A 23,873-nucleotide genomic window follows, 5' to 3' on the forward strand; every position below is an offset into this window, starting at 1 on the left:
TACCTACCTAAAATCCGACAAAAATTAGGAGAATGTACTGATTCACAGTCGTAAAATACACTTATGAACATGAAACTTCGCCTCATCATCATGAACTTCCTCCAGTTTGCCGTCTGGGGTGCTTATTTAACCTCCATGGGTGCTTTTTTAGCAAACGTGGGGCTGGCACAATACATTGGGCTCTTTTATGCCACACAAGGTTTTGTGTCTATCTTCATGCCGGCTATTATCGGTATTTTGGCTGACCGTTGGTTGCCTGCCCAAAAAATGTTGGGCGTGTGCCACTTTTTGACGGCAGTTTTTATGGCAGGTGCGGCTTATTTTGGCTCTCAAGCCGAAGTCAGTTTTAAAGCCATTTATACCTGCTATACCTTGAGTGTGGCTTTTTATATGCCCACGTTAGGTATTTCCAACTCTGTGGCCTACACCAGCTTGCACAAGGTAAACTTAGACCCCGTTTCCGCATTTCCGCCGATTCGTATTTGGGGTACAATTGGCTTTATCTGCACCATGTTGGTTTCTAACTTTACGGGCTTCCAAAACACTTTTGCCCAATGGTATTTATCTGCTGCTTTAGGCATTGTGTTGGCTATCTATAGTTTTACTTTGCCTCAATGCCCCACCGCCAAATCCGGAGAAAAGAAATCTTTTGCCGAAGCCATGGGCTTAAAAGCATTTGCCTTGTTTAAAGATAAAAAAATGGCAATTTTCTTTATATTCTCCATTTTGCTTGGCAGCTGCTTACAAATCACTAACGGCTATGCAAATCCTTTCATTCACAGTTATAACAGTTTGCAAGGGCTTGCCGGCTCTTGGGGTGCCAGCAATGCCAATGCCTTAATTTCTTTATCTCAGATTTCCGAAACGTTCTGTATTTTGTTAATTCCTTTCTTCTTAAAACGCTTCGGCATCAAGAAAGTTATGCTCATTAGTATGTTTGCGTGGGTATTGCGCTTTGGTTTGTTCGGTTTAGGCAATCCGGTCAGCTTGGGCGGGATTACCTTGCTCGTGCTTTCCATGATTGTATACGGTGTAGCCTTTGACTTCTTTAACGTTTCCGGCTCTTTATTTGTGGAAAAAGAAACCGATGAATCTATCCGCTCCAGCGCACAAGGTTTATTTATCTTGATGACCAACGGTGTGGGTGCTACCATCGGTATGCTGGGTGCGCAGAAAATTGTAGATAAACTTGTCAACAATACTGTCAACGCCTATGTGTCTGCCAACGGGCCTTTGGCCGCCGGAGCCGTCTATCCGGCTGATGTATCTCAAGCCATCGCCTCTGGTTGGGCCAATTCTTGGTTTATCTTTGCGGGTTATGCTTTGGTAGTAGCCATCGCTTTTGCGATTGTCTTTAAATACAAACACACTCCGCAAGAAAATTAAATAAAAGTTCTGTTAAAAAGAGGAGAGAAATAATTCTCTCCTCTTTTTTTCTACAAATGATCTTCTTTTGGATATTCCCTTCCGGGTGTATGATAAAAAGGCATTTTGTCTACTCTATAAAACATCAAAGAAGGCAATGCAAAATTAAGTTGATACAATTTTTTTTGCTTTTGTTTATCCAATTCTATAATCACATGGGAAGGACCAAAACCTAGCAGCAATGTCCCGTCCGGTAATACATCTACATCACCAGTGAAGTCATTTTTATTCGCTTGCGGTTCATAAAACTGATACACTTTTTTGGCTTTCCATGCGCCATGTTTACCGGAGATTTTATATTCCACATAACGGCTTTCATTCTCTTTATAACCACGATTGTCAAACAATCCCAACACCCCGTTCGGCAATAAAAACAACGCATGATGATGCTTTGGCCCGTCGGTCAAACCATCTGCTTTTACGCGGTACGGCTTTAAAGAAGGCAAATCAGATAAAAACTTACGATTATGTGCCGTTATGGGCGGCTCCATCAATAAATCCATCTTATTATTAGACATCCACCATACCAACTCCCAAGAGGCGTACTTGGCCGCCACTACCCCCAAATTACGAACGGACATATACAAAATATCCGTCGTCGGTTCATATACAATAGAGTTGATATGAGCCCAATCCACCGGATATTGCTTACCGTTAGTGGCCACGTAAATATTTTTTTCGTCAAAGGCCACTCTGTTTAATGTTTCTATTTCGGCAGGGTCATTTTTTTGATAGACCACTTTGCGCAGCAAATCCCCCAAAGACAAATCACGCAAAATATTTCCTTGCCCGTCCAACTCCAAAATGCGGTCTTCTACCCCCCATTTAGAAAAAGCCAACGAAATAAATTTATCTCCTATTTTCAAACGGTCGTGGTGTCCCTCTGTCTCTTTTCCGCGCAAATCAAAGACAGATTTCCCCAGCAAAGTTTCCGCACCAAAGTTGTTCACCAAAATCATCTCCTCTCCCACAGGTACGACTCGGTGCATCTCATTAAAACGAGTAGGGTCATCTATGTTCAGATAGCGCAGGTTGCCTTTTCGGCTAAAGGCCATAATTACCCATTGCTCTGCAGATGTTTTGCCGTAAATGCTGGCACTGATAAAGTACATATTATCGGCTTTTGTTTGGGCGGGGTCTGTATCTATTTTGACCACTTGTGTCGGTGGGAGCCACTCTCCGTGTGCATACACTTTATCTATATCTACACGATAAGTTTTGGTTTTGCCGGCATAGTCAATCACAATCTCTGTTTGCGCTTCAGGATACAAACCATGTATGCCAAATTCTTTGCCATAACCGGCAGAAAAAGTGTGGGTCAGGTCTCCATCGCCCCTTTGCCCTTTGACAGTGACAGTAAGCGGATGCTTATTCACAAAAGGCAGTTTATAGACGGCAGACAGCGGAGTCTTGCCGCTGGGGTTTAATACAAAGTGCGGAGTAAAATAATAATATACTCCGCAGCCGAAAACAATTATTAAAACTATTAAAAATAATTTTTTAATCATTTTTTTTCCTGATGATATAACTGATTTAGTGTGTATAGAAACAAGATTGATATACACCGCGCAAACACATCGGCACCTTCTTTTGTAAAACTCAGATTTTTACAAGTTTCAATCTTAAAGAACCTTGAACATTTACAGTCAGTGTATTTGGGGGTTATTTCATTTTCTCTTGCATAATGCCCACAATCATCGGGTCCACTGCGCTCATCCCCACCGTAGAAATACTGCCCAAATTTTGGATCGTTTGCTCCGCACTGCGCCCCACGAAACCTTCCACTTCCGTAATGCCGTAATCGTTAATGCCCATAAAAGCACTGCGGATAGCCGCATCGGCCGAGCTGACCACCTTTAAAGCGCAGCCACTTTTGGCACCGTCACAGAGCATACCGCCGATATCACTGATAATATTGTTAATGGCCAACGTCATAGCCTTCACATTGCCGCCGCGTTGCTGATAAACAATAGCCGCCGTAGCGCCGACTCCGGCCGCAATGGCACAACCACAAATAGGGGCCAACTCTCCCGTAAAAACCTTTACATATCCGTTGAGCAGGTGAGAAAGCGCGATGCTTTTTAAAATTTTTTCTTCACTTACTTCCATCTCTTTGCCTACTTTCCACGGGACCAAAATCGTCACTACTCCCTGATTGCCGCTTTCTCCGCTGCTCATCACCGGTACGGCTTGCCCGTCCATACGCGCATCAGCTGCACACGCAGTTAAAATTTTGGTGGAGGTAATCAAATCCATGTGCAATAGTTTTTTACGCACCAATTCCTTAATATAAAAACCTACTTTTTGCAAAGCCTGCCCCATTTCGGCAGCTTTTAGATTCATTTCTACGCCCTTTTTGATATAGGTTAAGTCCGCGCCGTCGGCATTATCCGCCCAAGCAATCAAATCTGACAAGGTGGCCTTTTTTAATGCTTCTTTAAAAGCATGACAATCGGTCTTTTCTTCTTGCACTTGGGCGTCTTTTAATACCGTTTCATTTTTAGATAAATAAGTGACATTGGTATGACTGCCGGAAATAATACAGGTAGATTTTCCCCCATTTTTCCCCTGCAAATTGGCCTCTATATAAAAGCCGTTTTTATCGGGGGCTACTTCTAATAGGACCTTTTTATCGGCTACTAATTTTTTGGCTTTTAACAAAAGTTCTTTATCGGCACCGGACAAAATTTCCATTTGTAAGTCCGGCTTAGCAATCAACAACCCCATCGCCGCTGCCAACAAATTCCCTTTTTCTCCGTCAGTGTTGGGAATGCGTACACCACAACCGTTTTTATAGGTTCCGGCATCTAACCGAAAAGAGGCCTGAGCCACTTCCTCACCCAACTCCGCTGCCGCATAAGCGGCACATAAAGCAACCGACACCGGCTCTGTACAACCCATAGCCGGATAAACTTGGTGTTTTAATACTTCCTTTAATATATTCATGCGATATTCCCGTTTGTCTTTAAACTATAATGAGCGCCTTTACCCACAATAATATGGTCATGCACTGTAATCCCCAGCAAAGCGGCTGAACGGACTATTTCTTTTGTTAAAGCGATATCCTCTGCAGAGGGGGTAGGGTCTCCGGAGGGGTGATTATGCACCAAAATCACTGCGGCCGCTTTAGCCGCCAAAGCACATTCTACCACTTTACGCGGAGACACACTTACTCTATCTAAACTTCCGGTGGCAATAATTTCCGTTTTGATCACCGTATTTCGAATAGACAAATAAATCAATTCTAAACATTCATCACTGTTTCCGGCCAAAGAGGCTTTGCAATATTTTATCACTTGTTCCGGAGTACGAATAGTAATTTTTTTCTTTACTTCATCTAAAGAATATTTTTTAAATACACTTCGGATAAGTTTTAAGTACAAAGCACTTTGACGGCCTATTCCTTTTACACAACACAGCTCCTCCACCGAAGCATCCAACACCGCTGAAAGGCTGCCAAAACGTTTCAATAAAGCCCAAGCCAACGGCTTTGTATCTCGTCTGGCAATACAATAGGTGAGCAAAAGTTCCAGCGTTTCATGATCCAAAAAATGGTCCAATCCACCGGAAGCAAATTTCTCACGAATTCTTTCTCTGTGCCCTAAATAGGAAGGTTTTATTTTTACAGGCATAATTTAATTATATGTTTTTTATGCTATTTTTTAATGCTAAAATACAAGAAAGTTTCTTTTTACCTATTACGAGTGAGGAAAACATGTCTATCAAAGTTGCTATCATCGGGGCAGGACCTGCCGGCTATCCGGCCGCATTGACCGCCGCTAAATTGGGTGCTGAAGTAAGCGTGATTGAAAAGGCAAAACTTGGCGGAGTTTGTTTAAATAGCGGTTGTATCCCTTCTAAATCTTTATTAGATGCCGCACACAGATTTGACGTCATTAAACATATTTCTTCTTTATGTGAAACGGAAGCGGCCAATAGCGCCGAAAATGTTTTCCGACATTTATCTTGGCAAAAAATACAAACCCGTCAGCAAAATATCACCCAGAAATTAACAATGGGCATTTCCGCCTTGCTGAAGCAAGCCAAAGTAAACGTCATACAAGGCACTGCCACTTTTAAAGACGCAAACACCTTAACCGTAAAAAATGAACAAGAAGAAAAAGAAATTCCCTTTGATTATGCCATCGTGTGCAGCGGAAGTACGGCTTTTGTACCACCGCCGTTTGATAAAATTAAAGAACACATTTACGATAACAGCAATATTTTCACGCTTTCCCAATTACCGCAAACATTAACAATAGTAGGCGGCGGAGTCATAGGTTGTGAGTTTGCCACACTCATGTCTTCGTTGGGTGTTAAGGTATCCATGATAGAAATGCAAAACCGCCTTTTACCCACTTTAGATGAGGGTTTAAGCCGCGTTATTCAAACCAATCTTCAAAAACGCGGTGTCTCTTTGTTATTAGGTAAAAAAGCCGTAGATGTGAAAGTAGAAGAAAATCAAAAAACATTAATCTTAGATGATGGCACCACTTTACAAACGGAAGTTATATTAACGGCGATCGGCCGCAGTTGTGATCTAACGGAACTCAAACCGGAAAATGCCGGATTAACATGGGATAGAAAAGGCCTTAAAAACGTAAACCCGCACACCTTGCAAATCACAGAAAATATTTACGCCGCCGGCGATGTGACGGGCCTTTCGCTTTTGGCTCATGCCGCCAGCCGTCAGGGTATCGTGGCCGCCGGCAATATCTGTGGGAAAAAGGCCACCTATAATAATGATCTAGTGCCCAATGCCGTTTATACTTCTCCGGAATTAGCCTCTGTCGGCCTCAGCAAAGCACAGGCTCAAGAAAAGGGCTTGGAAATAAAAACATATAAATATTTTATGCTGGCCAACGGCAGAGCCTTAACGATGCAAGCGGCAGAAGGCTTTGTGGAAATTGTTGCCGATAAAAATTCCGATAAAATTTTAGGTGCAACGATGGCGGGCCCCAATGCTTCGGAAATCATCAGTACTATTACCGTAGCCTTAGAAGCGGGCTTTACGGTGGAAAGATTAAAAAATGTCATTTTTCCGCACCCGACGGTTTGCGAATCCATCGGAGATGCTTTAGTCAAATGAAAAAATCCTTTGTTATCGTATTAGTTCGACCCAGAGACCCCAACAATATCGGGGCTGCTGCAAGGGCCATGGCCAATTTTGGCCTAAGCGAACTGCGCGTAGTAGAGCCCTTTTTGCCTTCTTGGCAGATAGCCGTCAGTGCAGTGGGCGCACAAGATATTTTGCAAAACGCCAAACTTTTTTCTTCTTTACCACAAGCATTGAGCGATTGCGACCTCACGATTGCCACTACCGCTTTAAAAAATCGTCAACTCAATGAGCAGATTGTCGCTTTACCTCAACTTCCTACATGGATAGAGCAGTACAATGCAGAAAAAATAGCACTTGTTTTCGGTAATGAAAAAACCGGCCTTTGCAATGAAGATATCGAACTTTGCACCGCCGCCATGCATATCCCTACAACGGCCAAACAACCCTCCGTCAATTTGGCTCAAGCAGTTATTTTGACCTGTTATGAATTGGCACGCGCAAATAGCGATCAAACACTTAGAGGCCCTAAGTTGCCTACTTTTCAACAAACCGAATTGGTCATTGACTCTTTAGAACGTTTGATGACGCAAGCGAACTTTAAACAAGATTTCTCTTGTGAACAACGTAAAATATTAGTCCGAACATTGTTTCACAAAACCCGTTTATCCGGAAACGATTTATTCTTTATTAAAAAATTGGCGGACCAACTGGTAGCAACTTTACAAAAGAATTCTTAATCCGTTTTTTATAAAAACGGAAAATGAAAGAAAGGCGCACAAAATGTTAGAATATACACGTGCTATAAGCGGAGAATGTATGCAATATAATATTTTGGTCATTAATCCCGGTTCCACTTCAGACGATATCGGTTATTATCGTGGCGATAAAGCCGTATTTGAAGTGACGGTGCGTTATTCGATAACAGACCTTGAACCCTATGAAGGGAAAAATGTGATCGAACAATTACCTCTGCGAAAAAAATTAATCCTAGACTACTTAATAGATCACCATGTTTCTCTAAAAGAGATTGATGCCGTTATCGGACGCGGCGGTTTTATTCGCTCGGTAGAAGGGGGCGTTTATTGCATTAATGACCAAATGGTATCAGACTTGGAAACAGGCCGATATGGCGGCATTCACCCTTGCAATTTGGGCGGAATTTTGGCCAGAGAAATTGCACAATATGCCGAATGTCCCTGCTTTATCGCCAATCCGGTAGTCATTGATGAAATGCAACCTTTAGCCCGTTATAGCGGCATGCCGGAAAACCCACGCCTTTCCGTCTTCCATGCACTTAATCAAAAACGGGTAGCGCGGCTAATTTCCGAACAAAAGGGCAAGCGCTACGAAGAAGTAAATTGCATTGTATGTCATGGCGGTGGCGGTGTATCGGTAGGGGCGCACAAACAGGGCAAAGTGATTGATGTCAGCAACGGATACGAAGGTGATGGCCCCATGACTCCGCAACGCAGCGGCTCTGTACCGAGCGCACAATTAGCAGATATGTGCTACAGCGGAAAATATACGCGCCAAGATATTCATTTTAAAATGCGCGGAAAAGGCGGCTTGGTGGCCTATACCGGCACTTCTGATGTAAAAGAGTTGGAAGAATTTATTACCAGCGGTGCCAAACGTCCGGGATCTTTAATCAGTACCACTCCGCAAAAGGCTAAAGAGGCTCTAGATGCTATGATTTATCAAATTGCCAAAGAAATTGGTGCGCAAGCGGTGGTATTGGAAGGAAAAGTAGACTTTATTATTTTAACGGGCGGATTGATGTTTAGCAAATATATTCCGCGCGAATTGGAAAGGCAAATTGGCTGGATTGCCCCGATTTACATCTTGCCCGGAAGCGAAGAAAAAGACGGACTGCGAGATGCGGCCCGCCGCGCATTAGAAAACCCCTCTATAATTAAACATTATTCTTAAGGAGCAATGAACATGAAATTCAATAGTTTTCAAGACCTCATCAATCAGGTCAAAGGAAAGTCTAACCGCGTCGTAGTACCGGGCGCCAACAATTCCGAAGCCTTAGAAGCCATTAAAATGGCTGATGACAACGGTCTTATTTCTCACGGTATTTTAATCGGACCGATGGCCCAAGTCAAGGAAATGGTAAAAGCAGCCGGACTAAATGAAGATAAATTTGAATTTATTGATTGTGAAGACGTGCCCACCATGTGCAAATTAGCCGTAGACCAAATTTTGGCCGGAAAAGGGGACTTCTTAATCAAAGGTTTAGTAGATACCAAGTATTATATGAAAGCCATTTTAAATAAAGAGGCCCACTTGGTGCCGGAAGGCGCGTTGCTTTCTCACTTTGTTTTATACAGCACGCCCAAATACAACAAACCTTTTGCCGTCACCGATTCTGCCGTAGTAATCGCTCCTACTTTGGAACAAAAAGCCAAAATCATTCAAAATGCCGTCAACACCATGCACAAATTGGGATTGGAAAATCCGAAAGTGGCCTGTGTATGTCCTGTTGAAAAAGTAAATGAAAAAATCCCCTCCACCGTTGATGCTGCCACGTTAGCCCAAATGAATGCCGAAGGCAAAATCACCGGTTGTGTAGTGGAAGGACCGTACGATTTATATATCTCCATGTCTGCCCAAAAAGCAGCTGAAAAAGGAATCACCGGCAAACAAGTGGCCGGCAATGCCGATATCTTGATGTTGCCGGATTTAGATGCCGCCAACCCGCTTTATAAAGCATTGGCTTTCTTTGGCGAACAAATGGAAGCGGCCGCCATCTTGGTCGGACCGAAAATCCCCGTCATTTTGCCGTCTCGTGCCGATGACCCGAAAGTAAAACTCAATGCCATTGCATTGTGTTCTTTCTTGAAAGATCAAAAATAATCTTCTGAGTGGGCGGCCGGATATTTTTCCGGCCGCCACTTTACGAACATGTATCAGAAACTCATTTCTTTTCTAAACCAGCATTACCGCCGCTATCACGATTTGATGTTTTATATTTTAACGCTTTTCGTGATTGCCTTGGCTACCGGTTTGGCAATTCACATTACGCGAGATAAAAACGAACAGGAACTGCTCAACTCTCGTGAAAAAGAAATCTATGTTTCTGAATTTACCATCAAACAAAAGCCCATCTATGTTGCCTTACAAGAGGCCGGGTTGGAAAACAGAGAAGTTTCCGCCATTGTGGACAAACTAAACTCTGTGGTGGATACGCGCAAATTACAAAATCAAGATCGGTACTCCATCTCCACCACTACCGATGGCAAATTTGCCTTGTTTATCTTACACAAAGATTTGGCTCATTATTTTGTGGCTGATGCCGGTGGAAAATTGGTAGCAGGGGTATCGGAAGTAGAAATTAAAACCCGTATCCAGAGTACCGCCGGCAAAATTGAAGGCTCTCTTTTTAATTCCATGCTAAAAGACGGAGTCACCATCCCGCTCATAGTAGACTTAACCGATGCTTTTTCTTGGACCATCGATTTTAATACCGAAACACGCAACGGAGACGAATTTGCCGCCGTTTGGGAAGAACATTATACCGCAGACGGCCAAATCACGCGGCAAGATTTGGTGGCAGCCATTTACAAAGGTCAAGTGACCGGCGAAAACTATGCTTTTTATTATAATGATGAGTTTTTTGATGAAACGGGAAAAATCAGCAAAAAAATGTTTCTCAAATCTCCTATTAGTTTTCGCGGAGCACGCATTACTTCCCGTTTTAATCCCAAGCGTTTGCATCCTATCTTGCGCATTCGCCGCCCACATTTAGGTATTGATTATGCCGCACCGACAGGCACCCCCGTACAAACAGTAGCTGACGGAGTAGTGACTTTTGTAGGCAATAAAGGAGGATACGGCAAATATGTAGAAATCCGTCATGCCAACAACTACGTCACCACCTACGGACACCTAAGCCGCTATGCCAGCAAAACCAAAAAAGGAGCCAAAGTAAAACAAGGCGATACTATTGCTTATGTCGGAAACACAGGCCTTTCTACGGGGCCGCATTTAGATTTTCGTATCAAAGAGCGTAATAAATTTGTAGACTTTTTAAAGATGAAGAATCGGAACTCGGCACTTCGTTCGATTCCGCAAGATCAACGCAAAGATTTTGAAGAAATAAAAACACTTTATTTAAAGGCTTTAAATGAGGCGCGTGCAGAAACTCAGCCCGTAGTCTCTACCCCAGAAAAAGCGCAGGAGCAAAAATGAAAAGAATAGCTTTTACCGGAGGACCTAACGGCGGAAAAACGACCGCTTTGTCAGTGCTTAGAGAAACTTTTGGCACTCGCATCGAAGTAGTGCCGGAAGCCGCCACCATGATTTTCAGCGGCGGTTTCCCTCGCAAAGACGGCAGCCCGGAACATGTGCGCACCGCTCAACGCATTATTTATTATGCCACCCAACAAATGGAAGATTTAACGGTGGAAACGTCTTCGGCAGATTTAATTGTATGCGATCGCGGCACCGTAGATGCGGCTGTTTATTGGCCGGAAGGAGTGGATGACTTTTTTGCCCACATGGGGACAACTTTAGAAGCAGAATTAGCCCGTTATGACGCAGTCATTCACCTCTCTCCTCCGCTCAATGCAGAGTTTTATCAATCTACTCGCGTACGAACAGAAACCCTAGAAGAAGCGGCCAGCATTGACCGAAAAATCTTAAAAATTTGGGAAAAACACCCCAATCGTATGGTACTCCCGTCTATGAACCACTTTTTCCAAAAAGCAGGTATCATTAAAGATTTTATTGAAACATTGCTCCCTCAGGAGAATAACAAATGAAAAAGAAAATCGTACTCACCGGCGGCCCCAGTGGTGGCAAAACCACAGCCTTATCTCTTTTAAAAGAAACTTTTGGAAATCAAATTGAAATCGTGCAAGAAGCAGCCACTTTGATTTATAGCGGCGGTTTCCCACGCAAAGACAATAGTCCTAAACATATTGAGCACGCTCAACATATTATTTTTTATACCGTACATCAATTAGAGCACTTGGCCGAAGTGACCTCAGATGCCAAACTCATTGTGTGCGATCGCGGTTCTATTGACGGTGCCGGATATTGGCCCAACGGACCGGAAGACTTCTTTAAAGCGATGGGCACTACGTTGGAGGAGGAATTATCCCGCTATGATGCAGTGCTACATTTGTCCCCTCCGCTTAAAAAAGATTTTTATCAATCCAACAATGTTCGTACAGAAACATTGGAACAAGCAATGGCATTGGATCAAAAGATTTTGGACTTGTGGGAAAAACACCCCAACCGCTTGGTAGTACCCGGCAAAGACCATTATTTTGAAAAAGCGGAAATCATCAAAAATTTTGTGGAGAGTTTACTTCACTAATTTATATTTAAGGAGTTGTAATAGATATGTGGAATCCATTTAAGAAAAAATCTACCCCTCAGGCCGATACAAAAGATGTCGCAAAAGCAGATAAACCGGCCAAAAAGGAAAGCATTGAGCAGCGTATTGAACGCGAAATAGAATCCTTACCGGGAATGATTAAAAATAAACTCAAAGACCCGCAAATCAAACAGCGTTTTATCGATATCGCTAAACGCATGGAAAAAGATGGCGTGGATTTCAAAAGCATTCGCCAAATGAAGAAATGGATGAAAGAGCATGAGGCTGAACTCAAAGCCGAAAATGCCACCGGTGTACAAAAAGTAGAAACCGTTGTGCATGAAGGGCCGCGCATCGGCCGCAATGATCCTTGCCCGTGTGGCAGCGGCAAAAAGTACAAAAAGTGCTGTGGCGCAGATAAATAAGTTTAAACTAAACCCCCCTGCATTTTGCAGGGGGGTTTGATGATACCTGCTTATCTAGAACACGCTATGAGCAAACTATTATTTATCTTTATAGGTGGGGGAGTTGGGGCAAGCCTGCGATACGCCATATCCCTTCTATTTCTTCATCAACATAAACCTTTGTGGTTGGGAACGCTGACCGCTAATACTGCAGGATGCTTTTTGATTGGTTGTATATATGGCATACTGCTTAGTAAATCCCAATTTCTATCTGATCCTTTAAAATTAGGCTTAACTGTCGGTTTTTTAGGAGGGCTGACCACCTTTTCTACCTTTAGTTGGGAAACATTGACCTTTTTAAAAGAAGCAAAACTGTTGGCCGGCATAGGATATATGCAAGCAAGTTGTTTAGTAGGACTGCTATGTGCGTGGGCGGGCTATCTTGTATCCGGCCGATTTTAATTTCTTTTAGATCTTCTACAAATAATCCTTAATTTGCTGATACACTTTATCAGCTACCATTTCATACCCTTTTGAGTTGGGATGGATTTGGTCACTCATCAGCGCACTTTTGCCAAAAATCCCATCTAAAATTCCTTCCACAAAAACTGCACCTTTTTCTTTAGCCATTTTATGGTAGGCTTTGCTATATTTTTGCATACCATAAAAACCGCCCGTATCCACCACCACAGCCACCGAACCGGCGGCTTGTACACTATCTACCATATCGGACATAGCTTGCAGCGTTTTCTCAAAGGCAACCGCTTGCATAAAATCATTTCCGCCAAACTCAATCAGCACCATATAGGGCTCTAATTCCAACACTTCCTCTATCCGAAAAACCGCATGAACGGCCGTTTCTCCGTTGCGGCCCAAATTAATGACGGGGCGTTCTATTTTCTGGGCAATCAAATCAGGATAACTATGTCCACGCTCGGCTCCGTATCCATATGACAAACTATCCCCGAAAACAACAATACGTTGCCTGTTATTTCCTACATTTTTTATTTCAGGTTTCTTTTTTCCGAGCATATAAAAAAGCCCTATCACACACAGTAAAATTAAAATTATTTTTTTCATGACTCATTGTAGCAAAAGCAAGGACTATCCGTCGCAATATTTAGCAAAATTTTTCCTTTTTTCTCCTTGACTTTTTCGGTTATAAAGATAAAATAAAGGTATGAGTATAAAACTTACCAAAGACATCATTAACGCCTTAGCCGATGCTGCTGTGGCCGTCAAAAAATATTCGTACTCTCCCTACTCTCATTTTAAAGTAGGCGCTGCCGTATTAACCGAAGATGGACAAATTTATGCCGGCACCAATATTGAAAATTCTTCTTATGGATTAACTATCTGTGCCGAACGAAACGCCATTTTTAAAGCCGTCTGTGACGGACATCGCCGTTTTGCTGCCTTAGCCTTATGTACTGACGAAGTAAGCGGAAGCGATTTTGGTACTCCTTGCGGTGCTTGCCGCCAAGTCATGACGGAATTTATGGACCAAGATATGCCTATGCTTATGATTTCTGCTCCTAAAAAAGGAGAAAGAAAAATATTCAAAAAGAAACTAAAAGATTTTATGCCGTATCCTTTTCCAAAACTTTATGAATAATTTTTAAAAACGCGGTCTTACGGACCGAGTTTTTTTGTCAAGATAAGACTTCCTTATTCTCGTGGAAAGTGTTATCATAACCTTTGAGGGACTTTATGAAAAAAATACAATTTAAAGGGCTTCCCGCCATACAGTTGGAAAATGATTTTATTTCACTGACTTTTTTACCGGATTATGCTTGCAAAATGGTCAGTTTTGTCAAAAAAGACACCGGCCGCGAGTTTCTCTTTCAAGCCAAAGAAGATACACTGTCGCTTCCTCCTTATGCGGCCGCTTTTTCAGATTACGATAGCAGCGGCTTTGATGAAGTTTTCCCTTCTATAGATGCCTGCCCGTATCCAGACGGTTCTTACAAAGGGGTTGGTATTCCGGATCACGGAGAAGTGTGGGCCATGAAATGGCAACATTTCGTTCACCCCGATGGCAACGGTATTACCGCTTGGGTAGAAAGCGAACATTTGCCTTACAAACTGATTCGGGAACTGACTTTACATGAAAAAGAAGTCCGCATCCACTATACGGTGGAAAATTTGTCAGAAGATCCCTTTAAATTTATTTGGACCCCACACTGCCTGCTTAACTGTTCCACGCATACAGTATTACTCACCCCAGAAAATCTGAGCGAAGTGATAACGGTGGAACACTCCACGAAAAATTTAGGTGCGTGGGGCACACGCCACAGCTATCCCTTAACCATCAGCACCAATGGAGAAAACATAGATCTCTCTGCCACTCAACCCATGACGGATAATTCCTGTGAAAAGTTCTATTTCACCGCTCCCAACACACGTGGTTGGTGCGGTATTTATCACAGTGACAACGGAGACACCTTAACCTACCATTATGATGCCGACAAAGTACCCTATTTGGGTGTATGGAAAACACAAGGCGGATATCGCGGTGATTACAACATCGCACTGGAACCTTGCACCGGCATTTATGACGATTTGTATGTAGCACATAAAATCCGCCGCGCGGCTATATGTGCGCCGAAAGGCAAATACGATTGGAACTTCACTATGAAAATTGGACAGGAGCAATTATGAACTTAGCCGACTTAAAACAAAAATTTACGGAAGTATTTGGTAAGGAACATTCCCCCCGCACCTATGCCTCACCGGGACGGGTAAATTTAATCGGAGAACATACCGACTATAACGGTGGGCACGTTTTCCCTTGTGCCTTATCTTTTAACACTTATGTATTAATTGCCAAAAGAGAAGATACCAAAGTCCGTCTCTATTCCGCTAATTTTCAAGACAAAGCGGTTGTAGAAACCGATTTGCAACATATCGTCTATGACAAAAAGCAAGATTGGGCCAACTATCCTCTAGGTGTTTTGTCTGTTTTATTAAAAAGAGAATATCCCATTCACAACGGCTTTGATGTTTTATTCTGGGGAGATATCCCGCAAGGGGCCGGTCTTTCTTCCTCTGCTTCTATAGAGGTCGCCACCGCTTATGCGTTGAGCAGTCTTTTTGATTTACGCATTCCCAACTTTGAATTATCCAAAATTGGCCAAGAAGCAGAAAATAAGTTTGTGGGTATGAATTGCGGCATCATGGACCAATTTGCCTCTGCTATGGGCAAAGAAAACCATGCCATTTTGCTGGATTGCAATACATTAAACTATCGTTATGCACCGCTGGATTTGAACGGAGTTTCTATTCTTTTGTGCAATACCAACAAACCACACAATTTGATAGAATCCAAATACAACGAACGTCGCAGTCAATGTGAGCACGCCTTGCAACAACTTCAAACTAAACTTTCCATCAAAGCCTTAGGTGAATTGACGGAAGAAGAATTTGAAACTCATCAAGAAATCATTACAGACCCCATTGAAAGAAAACGTGCCAAACATGCCGTTTATGAAAATCAACGTGCATTAACCGCCGTACAAAAATTACAAGAAGGCAATTTGCAAGAATTTGGAAAGTTGATGAATGCTTCCCACGTTTCCTTGCGTGACGATTATGAAGTGACGGGTGTGGAACTGGACACAATGGCTTCTGCCGCGTGGGAACAGGAAGGAGTGCTTGGCGCGCGCATGACCGGCGGCGGTTTCGGCGGTTGTGTGGTGGCCTTAGTAAAAAATGAAAATGTGGAAAACTTTAAAGCAAACGTAGCTCGCATTTACCAAGCCAAAACGGGTTATAAACCGGACTTTTATGTCGCTTCTGCCGGTGCAGGTGCCAGAGAAATCAAATAAATCTAAGGAGCAAACCAATGAAAAATATTTTAGTAGTGGGCGGAGCAGGATACATCGGTTCTCATACCGTTAAAATGTTGGCCAAACAAGGCTATAACCCCGTCGTCTATGACAATTTATCCAAAGGACACCGCGAAGCGGTAGAAAATATTGCTTTTGAAGAAGGTGATTTAGGTGATAAAGCCAAATTGGCCGAAGTATTTGCCAAACATCAAATAGAGGCCGTCATGCATTTTGCCGCTTTTATTGAAGTGGGCGAAAGCGTAAAAGAGCCTTCCAAATACTATCACAACAATGTAGCCAGCGTCTTAAACTTATTAGACGCCATGAAAGAACATAATGTTAAATATTTTGTCTTTTCCTCTACAGCCGCTACTTTTGGAGAACCGGTACAACCTCAAATCAGCGAAACGCATCCTCAACTTCCTATTAACCCCTACGGGAACACCAAGTTTATGGTGGAAAAAATGTTGGAAGATTTTGACCGCGCTTACGGCTTAAAATCCGTTGCTTTGCGTTATTTTAATGCCAGCGGTGCAGATGAAAGCGGCCTGATTGGAGAATCTCACACACCGGAAACTCATTTAATTCCGCTTGTACTGCAAGCCGCCGCCGGCAAACGTCCTTGCATTAAAGTTTTTGGCAACGATTATCCCACCCCGGACGGTACTTGCGTACGCGATTATGTACACGTGAACGACTTGGCCCGCGCACATATTTTGGCTTTGGAAAAAATGGAAAAAGAAAACCAAAGTTTGCGCTACAATTTAGGTAGCGGAAGTGGTTTTTCCGTAGCGGAACTTATCAAACAAGCCAAAGAAATTACGGGTGTAGATTTTAAGGTAGAATATGAGGCCCGCCGCGCAGGAGATCCTGCCGTCTTGGTGGCAGACCCGACCAAAGCACAACAAGAGTTAGGTTGGAAACCGCAGTATGACCTCAAACAAATCATTGCCACTGCTTGGAATTGGGAACAGAACCGGAGATTTTAACATGAACATTTATCAACATATTGATCGTTTGATATCTTATGCCTTGACGCAAGGATTGATAGAAGAACAAGACAAAATATGGGCTATCAATGAATTGTTGGCCGTTTTGGGACTTACTGACTATCAACCCAGCGGAAAAGTAAAAACTCCAAAAACGGCGGTGGAAGTGCTGGAACCTATCTGTGATTGGGCCGCTGAAAAAGGACTTATCTCTCCCAACACTGTGACACAACGGGATTTGTTTGATACCAAAATCATGAATATTTTTGCCGCCCGTCCCAGCGAGGTTATTTCTGAATTTGCTGTCTTGTATAAAACCAAAAATCCGCAAGCGGCTACGGACAAATTTTATCATGATGCACAGGCCTTAAATTATATTCGTACAGACCGTGTGGCTAAAAATCTCGTATGGAAAGCAGCCACCCCGTACGGAGATTTGGACATCACGATTAATATGTCCAAACCGGAAAAAGACCCCAAGGATATTGCGGCGGCTTTGCAAGTAAAATCTTCCGGCTATCCTCAATGCTTATTGTGTAAAGAGAACGAAGGATATGCCGGGCATGCAGCGCATCCGGCCCGTCAAAACTTACGCTTGATTCCGCTGGATTTATTAAAAGACGGGAAAAAATGGTATCTGCAATATTCTCCGTACGTCTATTACAATGAACATTGTATTTTGCTTTCCGGCCAACACGAACCCATGAAAATTACCAAAAACACTTTTGCGCGTTTACTTGGATTTGTGGAAATTCTGCCGCATTATTTTGTCGGATCTAATGCAGACTTACCCATTGTGGGCGGCTCAATCCTCACGCACGACCACTTTCAAGGCGGCAGATACTGCTTTGCTATGGAAAAAGCCCCGATAGAAACCAAATTTAAACTCAAAAAATTTCCCAAAATCAAAGCCGGTATCGTCCGTTGGCCAATGAGTGTGCTGAGACTGACGGGCACTAAGCAGGACTTAATTAACGCAGCTGATTATATCCTTAAAAAATGGCGCAATTACAGTGATGAAAAAGCCGATATTTTGGCCTATAGCCAAGATACTGCACATAACACCATCACCCCCATTGCCCGTCGCAGAGGAAAAGCCTTTGAGTTGGATTTAGTGTTGCGCAATAATCGCACCACCCAAGAGTTTCCGATGGGCATTTTCCATCCGCATGAAGAAGTACATCATATCAAGAAAGAGAATATCGGACTTATTGAAGTTATGGGGTTGGCGGTTTTGCCGGCGCGTTTGGCGGCAGAATTGAAAGCCTTAGAGGCACTTTTAATAAAAGCCGATGTAAAAAGTATTGAAAAAGATGCTTCTTTATCCAAGCATGCCACTTGGGCCAAAGAGTTATTGGCCAAATACAAATTCACAAGCAAAAACGCTTCTAAAATCCTTCAAAAAGAAGTGGGTGAAGTATTTGCCAAAGTACTTGAATATGCCGGAGTGTACAAACGAACCCCCGAAGGGCAAGAAGCCTTCGGCCGGTTTATCCAAAAACTTTAAAACAAAATCCCCGCTTCAAAAGCGGGGATTTTTAATTAGCAGCAAACACAACTGCCCTGCGGAATATTTAATAATTTAGAATAATCAAAACGTGCCTCCTGCTCCACACAACCGTCTCCTTGAGATAATGATAAAAAGGTAGAACCAGGTCCCTCATAGCAAATACAAACATCTTCTTCTTTATACTGAGCAGCAGGCCAAGCATTAGCACCACCTTCTGCCTCATAAACAAAATATTTTGTTTCGCTGCGGCCTATCTCATCGTTAACCAGCGCAGTCCCTACAGAAATATCCAAATCAACCAATCGACAACCCTCTCTATAAATGGAATCGTCTGCCAACACACAAACCTCTGTAGCAGATAATATTGTTTTCAAATTTGCCATCGCTTCTGCAAATCGTGTTTTTGCAACGGCCTTTTGATACTGCGGCAAGGCCACTGCTGATAAAATGCCGATGATTAAAACCACTACCAACAGTTCTATCAATGTAAAACCTTTTTTGTTTCGCCTTTTCATATAAAATCTCCTTCTTGTTAATTTTTCTTATAAGAATAATTTAACAAAAAAAAAATAAGTCAAGGCATAGAGCATTTTTCATTTTTTGCTTTACAAATTTATTCAAAAAATGATAGAACAAAATATAGAACTTTTTAACAAATGGATATTTTTATGAAACAACTTCATCCCAAACAAGAAGAACTTTTGGAAATTTTAAAAAATAATATTTCAGACCCTTTAACACTGGAAGAACTAGCCCAACGTTTAGGGGTCAGCGGAAAAAGTGTGGCTTATCATCATATTAAGCAGTTAGAAAAAAAGGGCTATTTAAAGCGCAATCCTGAAAATCCTCGTGATTATATTATTCTCAAAGACCCTGAAAGAAATGTGGTCTATCTGCCCATGTACGGTTGTGCCAAGTGTGGGCCGGAGGGCACTTTGCTCAGTGGGGCTCCTACACGCGTAGTGCCGGTGGATCCTTCTATGATTTATTTTCCTGCCTGCAAAGGCTTTATGGTAGAAGCCAAAGGCGACTCTATGGAAAATATCATCGCTCCGCGCGATTGGCTGATTGTAGAGAGAAACCACCAACCCCAAAACAGAGATATTGTGGTTTGCGTTAATCAAGGAGAGGTAATGGTCAAACGTTTTAGCCAAGACGGTACAAACGTTATTTTGGAATCTCAAAACAAAAAATATTCCCCCATCGTGGCAGATCGGCACAGTTTTCACGTAGAGGGAATTGTGCGCAGTATCATTAAACGTAATTTTTAAATTTTCTCACTAATTTGCCACTAAAAAAGGGGCTTTTTTAAGCCCCTTTTTTATTTCTGCTTTTCCAAAAACTGATGCAATTTGCTCAAGGTTTCTTTGCTGATGGTGTGTTCCATTTTACAAGCATCTATATTGGCTGTTTTGGGGCTCACGCCAATTACATTTTTTAAAAATTGACTTAAAATGGAGTGCCGATCTTGCACATCTTCGGCAGCGCGGCGACCTTTGGGCGTAAGCACCACCCCTTTATAAGGCTCATGTTTTAAATATCCTTGCTCGGCCAAAACCTTTAAAGCCCCGGTCACACTGGGAGTCTTAACCCCCATTAAATCACGGATATCCGTCACCCGCGCGGCCCCCTGCTCATTACAGGCCAAAGCAATGGCTTCCAAATAATCTTCCATATTGGCACTTAAACGCTTCGTCATAAAATCCCTTTTTAGAAAAACTAACTTTTATATATATCATAACATTTTCTACTCAATTTGCAAGTATATTTTTCGACGAAAAAGTTTTGCTTGTTTTAGGAAAAATTGTTGCTATAATAAAAGAAGAAGTATCTCAAAAGGAGAAAATATGGATATTCAAAAATATACATCCGATTTTTTGGACCGCTTATCTAAAAAAGATCCCGCACAAAAAGTATTTCAACAAGCCGTCAAAGAAGTAGTAGGAAGTTTGGCACCTGTTTTAGAGCAAAACCCCAAGTATATTAAAGAAAAGATTTTAGACCGTATCGTTGAACCGGAACGCACTATTATTTTCCGCATTCCTTGGAAAGATGACAAAGGTGAAATTCACGTCAATCGCGGATTTCGCATTCAATACAACAGTGCCTTAGGCCCCTACAAAGGCGGTATCCGTTTCCACCAGACTGTCACGCAAGACTCTCTAAAATTTTTAGCCTTTGAGCAAACCTTCAAAAACTCTTTAACCACCTTACCTTTGGGCGGAGGGAAAGGAGGCAGTGACTTTGATGCTCGCGGAAAAAGTGACGATGAAGTGATGCGCTTTTGTCATTCATTTATGAATGAACTCTATCGCCACATCGGTTATCACACTGACGTCCCCGCCGGAGATTTAGGCTGCGGTGCCAGAGAAATAGGCTATATGTACGGCCAATATAAAAAATTGGTAGACAATTTTACAGGCGCGTTTACCGGCAAAAAACCGGCATGGGGAGGCAGTTTGCTCCGTCCGGAAGCAACCGGATACGGCGTGGTATATTTTGCTCAAAATATGCTAACTACGCGTGGTGATAGTTTGCAAGGTAAAACCGCCATTATTTCCGGAGCCGGAAACGTGGGGATCTACGCCATTGAAAAACTTTGCCATTTGGGTGCCAAAGTTGTAGGTTTTATGGATTACGACGGAAGCATCTACGATAAAGACGGTGTCAATGAAGAAAAATTGGCTTTCCTCAAAGATTTGGTCTTTGTCAGACGTGGAAGCCTTAAAGAATATACCGTTAAATTCCCAACGGCTGAATTTAGAGCCGGCAAAAAAACGTGGGATATTCCCTGCCAAGTGGCCTGCCCGACCGCTTGCGAAAACGAACTGACCAAAGAAGATGCTGAAACATTGGTCAAAAACGGCTGTATCTGTTTGGCAGAGGGATCTAATATGCCTTGCACACCTGAAGCGACGGAAGTGATTCAAGCGGCCGGTCTTTTATACTCTCCCGGTAAAGCATCTAATGCCGGCGGGGTGGCGGTATCCGGATTGGAAATGACCCAAAACAGCATGCGTTTGTATTGGACCCGTCAAGAAGTGGACCAATATTTACAACGCATTATGAATAGCATCCATAACAACTGCTTAGCAGCAGCGGAGCAGTTTGGCATGAAAGGTAATTATATGGCAGGGGCTAACATTGCAGGATTTTTAAAAGTAGCCGATGCCATGATAGATCAAGGCCTTGTATAAAATACTTATCCATCAAAAAACCTCCGCTTAGGCGGAGGTTTTTTTAAGATTATTTTTTCTTATCGTCTATTTTATGAATGATAACGAAAAAAAGGGGTGGCTTTTAAGTGGGTATAAAATAGACCCAAATTATAAGAAAATAGGCACAAAAAAAGCACAAGATGAGTTAGCGAGTTTTAGTGCTCAATACTCTAACCCTACGCAATACGGGCCTACTTTTCGGCGTCCCGCACTGGTTGCTTGTGCTATAGATAGTCTAACTGATTTTTTTAAAAAAAGCAAAAACTATCATTTTGGCAAAGCCTCCACAAAGCTCAAAAACTGCCCAAACGAATTATTAAAGTCAAAAACATCAGTGCTATTTAATCCAGAAAAACAAACCTTGCACTGATATCTAAACCAATGGCTATAATCACTAATGCCAACAAGCCCGACCTTGCAATCTTTTGAAACATATATCCCCCCATAATCTTTTGGTTATACTAATGCCGGACTTTATATTTGCTAAAATAAAGATATGAAAGTAATTATTAATATAGATGGCGGCAGTCGCGGCAATCCTGGCATTGGGGCTTCAGCTTATGTTATCAAAGACGAAAACGGCAAAATTTTAGCCCAAGAAGGGCATTATATACCGCATTGCACCAACAATCAGGCCGAGTATACGGCCCTGCGTTTGGCATTAATTAAAGCAGCTGAATTAGGTGCAAAACAACTGTCTATTATCTCTGATTCTTTATTATTGGTAAAACAATATTTAGGCGAGTATAAAATCAAAAATCCGGATTTGGCGGAAAGAATGACCGAAATACGCCAGCTGGCGCGGCCCTTTCATATCCAAATCCAACATGTTCTTCGCCACCTAAACAAAGAGCCGGATGCTTTGGCTAATAAAGCGATGGATTTAAAACAATCGGTAGGATTTAACCCGATTCAAAATTTACATCCGTCCAGCACAAATTCCACTACTAAACCGCAAGACAATACAGTCAACGGTGTACCGGTGGAAGTAGTGGTGCGTGACGAAAAAGGCACCGCTAAAAAGAAAAAATCCAATCCAGCGCAGCCTTCTTTATTTGACGGATTTTAAAATTTGACGGTCCAGAGAATCGCCTTAAGTTTTATGCTTGAGGAGGAACTTCCGGACTCCACAGGGAAACGCGCCAACCGAAAGATTGGGCTGTACGGGGTAAAATCCGTACAGACGGAAAGTGCCACAGAAAACAAACCGCCTACGGGCAAGGGTGAAAAGGTGCGGTAAGAGCGCACCGCGCACAAGGCAACGCGTGCGGCAGGGTAAACCCCGCGAGGAGCAAGGCCAAATATGTCCATATGTGTCCCGCATCAGAGACAGAGTAGGCCGCTTAGAGTAATGGTTCTCACAGGTTTAATACCTGACAGAATCTGGGGTATGGGCCGTCAAACATTATAATAAAAAAACCGGAGTTCGATTGGCTCCGGTTTTTATTTCAAGATGTTCCTTTTTAACAACAATTACAATTTCCTTCTTCAATATCCAATGCTTCTGCTACATTAAAATCAGGATAAGTCCCCCCGCCACAGCCTGCTTGCTCTGCATCAGTTTCAAAGTGCCCATCTTCATAGATGCAAATGCAAACATCTGTTTTTGGATTATAGGCTGCCACCATTGTATCTTCTTCGGTCAGAGATCCTCTATCAATTGTATAAGAGAAATTTTCCGTCGAAAAAGAAGAAGATAAATCATCCTCCACCGTTCCGATACTGATAGACAAATTGCTTGCGTAATAACAAGCGGGGGCATCAGACCTACTAAAAGAACCTTCTATTTTTCCATGTTCCAATTCACAAAGTTTTAGGGCATCAGAAATAGTCTTTAAGTTGGCAAAAGCTTCTGTCATACGAGATTGAAACACCGCTTTTTGATATAGCGGCCCCACTATTGCTGCCAAAATACCAATAATCAGCACAATTACCAGCAATTCAATCAGTGTAAAACCTGAAACTTTTTTAAATAATTTTTTCATATTTTTGGCACACATCATCTTTTACAAAAGTAGATCAAAAATACTTATTCTTTAATTACGAAACATCTTACTTTTATATTACAAAAAAACCGCCCCTTCATAGGAGCGGTTTTTTGTGTTTTTAAAC

At 42.4% G+C, this 23,873-nt stretch carries 26 protein-coding genes and 1 other RNA gene; 20 read left to right on the forward strand and 7 right to left on the reverse strand.

Annotated features, from left to right (window positions below):
* The first annotated feature begins 63 nt into the window (after nucleotides 1–63).
* A complete protein-coding gene (locus IKL48_02760; protein MBR3603595.1) occupies nucleotides 64–1,386 on the forward strand; it encodes an MFS transporter in 1,323 nt (440 codons plus the stop codon).
* Between the two features lie 50 nt (nucleotides 1,387–1,436).
* On the opposite strand, the gene IKL48_02765 is transcribed toward IKL48_02760, so the two are convergent.
* The 3 genes from IKL48_02765 to radC all read right to left on the reverse strand — a co-directional run bounded on the left by IKL48_02765 (nucleotide 1,437) and on the right by radC (nucleotide 5,057).
* Nucleotides 1,437–2,933 carry an aryl-sulfate sulfotransferase gene (locus IKL48_02765; protein MBR3603596.1) on the reverse strand — a complete coding sequence of 499 codons (1,497 nt, stop codon included), beginning with the start codon at nucleotides 2,931–2,933 and terminating at the stop codon, nucleotides 1,437–1,439.
* A 154-nt stretch (nucleotides 2,934–3,087) separates the two neighbouring features.
* Nucleotides 3,088–4,371: a serine dehydratase subunit alpha family protein gene (locus tag IKL48_02770; protein MBR3603597.1), complete on the reverse strand. Its 1,284-nt coding sequence runs from the start codon at nucleotides 4,369–4,371 to the stop codon at nucleotides 3,088–3,090.
* Complete coding sequence (gene radC, locus IKL48_02775) at nucleotides 4,368–5,057, reverse strand: DNA repair protein RadC (protein ID MBR3603598.1); 690 nt, start codon at nucleotides 5,055–5,057, stop codon at nucleotides 4,368–4,370. The genes IKL48_02770 and radC overlap by 4 nt, the downstream gene beginning before the upstream one ends.
* A gap of 20 nt (nucleotides 5,058–5,077) precedes the next feature.
* Here radC and lpdA point away from each other — a divergent pair, with 20 nt between their 5' ends.
* The 9 genes from lpdA (at nucleotide 5,078) to crcB (ending at nucleotide 12,676) form a co-directional block, all read left to right on the forward strand.
* Entirely contained in the window at nucleotides 5,078–6,514 is a 1,437-nt protein-coding gene (lpdA, locus tag IKL48_02780) for a dihydrolipoyl dehydrogenase (protein ID MBR3603599.1), read from the forward strand.
* Nucleotides 6,511–7,221, forward strand: a complete 711-nt coding sequence (locus IKL48_02785) for a TrmJ/YjtD family RNA methyltransferase (GenBank protein ID MBR3603600.1) — start codon at nucleotides 6,511–6,513, stop codon at nucleotides 7,219–7,221. The genes lpdA and IKL48_02785 overlap by 4 nt, the downstream gene beginning before the upstream one ends.
* Nucleotides 7,222–7,300: 79 nt before the next feature.
* Complete coding sequence (gene buk, locus IKL48_02790; GenBank protein MBR3603601.1) at nucleotides 7,301–8,413, forward strand: butyrate kinase; 1,113 nt, start codon at nucleotides 7,301–7,303, stop codon at nucleotides 8,411–8,413.
* A gap of 6 nt (nucleotides 8,414–8,419) precedes the next feature.
* Entirely contained in the window at nucleotides 8,420–9,343 is a 924-nt protein-coding gene (locus IKL48_02795; protein ID MBR3603602.1) for a hypothetical protein, read from the forward strand.
* Between the two features lie 48 nt (nucleotides 9,344–9,391).
* A complete protein-coding gene (locus IKL48_02800; GenBank protein ID MBR3603603.1) occupies nucleotides 9,392–10,678 on the forward strand; it encodes a M23 family metallopeptidase in 1,287 nt (428 codons plus the stop codon).
* Complete coding sequence (locus IKL48_02805; protein MBR3603604.1) at nucleotides 10,675–11,250, forward strand: ATP-binding protein; 576 nt, start codon at nucleotides 10,675–10,677, stop codon at nucleotides 11,248–11,250. The genes IKL48_02800 and IKL48_02805 overlap by 4 nt, the downstream gene beginning before the upstream one ends.
* Complete coding sequence (locus IKL48_02810; protein MBR3603605.1) at nucleotides 11,247–11,810, forward strand: ATP-binding protein; 564 nt, start codon at nucleotides 11,247–11,249, stop codon at nucleotides 11,808–11,810. The genes IKL48_02805 and IKL48_02810 overlap by 4 nt, the downstream gene beginning before the upstream one ends.
* 26 nt (nucleotides 11,811–11,836) lie before the next feature.
* Nucleotides 11,837–12,235 (forward strand): SEC-C domain-containing protein, encoded by a 399-nt coding sequence (locus IKL48_02815; GenBank protein ID MBR3603606.1) that lies wholly within the window; start codon nucleotides 11,837–11,839, stop codon nucleotides 12,233–12,235.
* 66 nt (nucleotides 12,236–12,301) lie between these two features.
* Nucleotides 12,302–12,676 (forward strand): fluoride efflux transporter CrcB, encoded by a 375-nt coding sequence (crcB, locus tag IKL48_02820; GenBank protein ID MBR3603607.1) that lies wholly within the window; start codon nucleotides 12,302–12,304, stop codon nucleotides 12,674–12,676.
* Nucleotides 12,677–12,691: 15 nt separating this feature from the next.
* Here the strand turns inward: crcB and IKL48_02825 are convergent, their stop codons facing one another.
* Complete coding sequence (locus IKL48_02825) at nucleotides 12,692–13,294, reverse strand: hypothetical protein (GenBank protein ID MBR3603608.1); 603 nt, start codon at nucleotides 13,292–13,294, stop codon at nucleotides 12,692–12,694.
* 100 nt (nucleotides 13,295–13,394) lie between these two features.
* Here IKL48_02825 and cdd point away from each other — a divergent pair, with 100 nt between their 5' ends.
* The 5 genes from cdd to galT all read left to right on the forward strand — a co-directional run bounded on the left by cdd (nucleotide 13,395) and on the right by galT (nucleotide 18,540).
* Nucleotides 13,395–13,829: a cytidine deaminase gene (cdd, locus tag IKL48_02830; protein MBR3603609.1), complete on the forward strand. Its 435-nt coding sequence runs from the start codon at nucleotides 13,395–13,397 to the stop codon at nucleotides 13,827–13,829.
* Nucleotides 13,830–13,924: 95 nt separating this feature from the next.
* Nucleotides 13,925–14,875 (forward strand): DUF5107 domain-containing protein, encoded by a 951-nt coding sequence (locus tag IKL48_02835; protein MBR3603610.1) that lies wholly within the window; start codon nucleotides 13,925–13,927, stop codon nucleotides 14,873–14,875.
* A complete protein-coding gene (locus IKL48_02840) occupies nucleotides 14,872–16,041 on the forward strand; it encodes a galactokinase (protein ID MBR3603611.1) in 1,170 nt (389 codons plus the stop codon). Before IKL48_02835 ends, IKL48_02840 begins: the two co-directional genes overlap by 4 nt.
* Nucleotides 16,042–16,058: 17 nt before the next feature.
* The gene (gene galE / locus IKL48_02845; GenBank protein MBR3603612.1) at nucleotides 16,059–17,033 is read left to right on the forward strand and encodes a UDP-glucose 4-epimerase GalE; all 975 of its coding nucleotides are present in this window, start codon (nucleotides 16,059–16,061) and stop codon (nucleotides 17,031–17,033) included.
* A 1-nt stretch (nucleotide 17,034) separates the two neighbouring features.
* The gene (gene galT / locus IKL48_02850; protein ID MBR3603613.1) at nucleotides 17,035–18,540 is read left to right on the forward strand and encodes a UDP-glucose--hexose-1-phosphate uridylyltransferase; all 1,506 of its coding nucleotides are present in this window, start codon (nucleotides 17,035–17,037) and stop codon (nucleotides 18,538–18,540) included.
* A 35-nt stretch (nucleotides 18,541–18,575) separates the two neighbouring features.
* Here galT and IKL48_02855 read toward each other — a convergent pair whose 3' ends face one another.
* The gene (locus tag IKL48_02855) at nucleotides 18,576–19,058 is read right to left on the reverse strand and encodes a type II secretion system protein (GenBank protein MBR3603614.1); all 483 of its coding nucleotides are present in this window, start codon (nucleotides 19,056–19,058) and stop codon (nucleotides 18,576–18,578) included.
* A 153-nt stretch (nucleotides 19,059–19,211) separates the two neighbouring features.
* Here IKL48_02855 and lexA point away from each other — a divergent pair, with 153 nt between their 5' ends.
* Entirely contained in the window at nucleotides 19,212–19,814 is a 603-nt protein-coding gene (lexA, locus tag IKL48_02860; protein ID MBR3603615.1) for a repressor LexA, read from the forward strand.
* Between the two features lie 50 nt (nucleotides 19,815–19,864).
* Here the strand turns inward: lexA and IKL48_02865 are convergent, their stop codons facing one another.
* Nucleotides 19,865–20,242, reverse strand: a complete 378-nt coding sequence (locus IKL48_02865; protein ID MBR3603616.1) for a metal-dependent transcriptional regulator — start codon at nucleotides 20,240–20,242, stop codon at nucleotides 19,865–19,867.
* Between the two features lie 148 nt (nucleotides 20,243–20,390).
* Between IKL48_02865 and gdhA the strand changes: the two genes are divergently transcribed.
* The 4 genes from gdhA to rnpB all read left to right on the forward strand — a co-directional run bounded on the left by gdhA (nucleotide 20,391) and on the right by rnpB (nucleotide 23,167).
* Entirely contained in the window at nucleotides 20,391–21,740 is a 1,350-nt protein-coding gene (gdhA, locus tag IKL48_02870) for an NADP-specific glutamate dehydrogenase (protein ID MBR3603617.1), read from the forward strand.
* A 73-nt stretch (nucleotides 21,741–21,813) separates the two neighbouring features.
* Nucleotides 21,814–22,131, forward strand: a complete 318-nt coding sequence (locus IKL48_02875) for a hypothetical protein (GenBank protein ID MBR3603618.1) — start codon at nucleotides 21,814–21,816, stop codon at nucleotides 22,129–22,131.
* Nucleotides 22,132–22,257: 126 nt separating this feature from the next.
* Nucleotides 22,258–22,830 (forward strand): ribonuclease HI family protein, encoded by a 573-nt coding sequence (locus IKL48_02880; GenBank protein MBR3603619.1) that lies wholly within the window; start codon nucleotides 22,258–22,260, stop codon nucleotides 22,828–22,830.
* A 3-nt stretch (nucleotides 22,831–22,833) separates the two neighbouring features.
* An RNA gene (gene rnpB / locus IKL48_02885) (RNase P RNA component class A) lies at nucleotides 22,834–23,167 on the forward strand.
* A gap of 57 nt (nucleotides 23,168–23,224) precedes the next feature.
* Here rnpB and IKL48_02890 read toward each other — a convergent pair.
* The gene (locus IKL48_02890) at nucleotides 23,225–23,746 is read right to left on the reverse strand and encodes a prepilin-type N-terminal cleavage/methylation domain-containing protein (GenBank protein ID MBR3603620.1); all 522 of its coding nucleotides are present in this window, start codon (nucleotides 23,744–23,746) and stop codon (nucleotides 23,225–23,227) included.
* Between the last annotated feature and the right edge of the window lie 127 nt (nucleotides 23,747–23,873).

Source organism: Elusimicrobiaceae bacterium (assembly GCA_017520185.1).
Classification (GTDB): domain Bacteria; phylum Elusimicrobiota; class Elusimicrobia; order Elusimicrobiales; family Elusimicrobiaceae; genus Avelusimicrobium.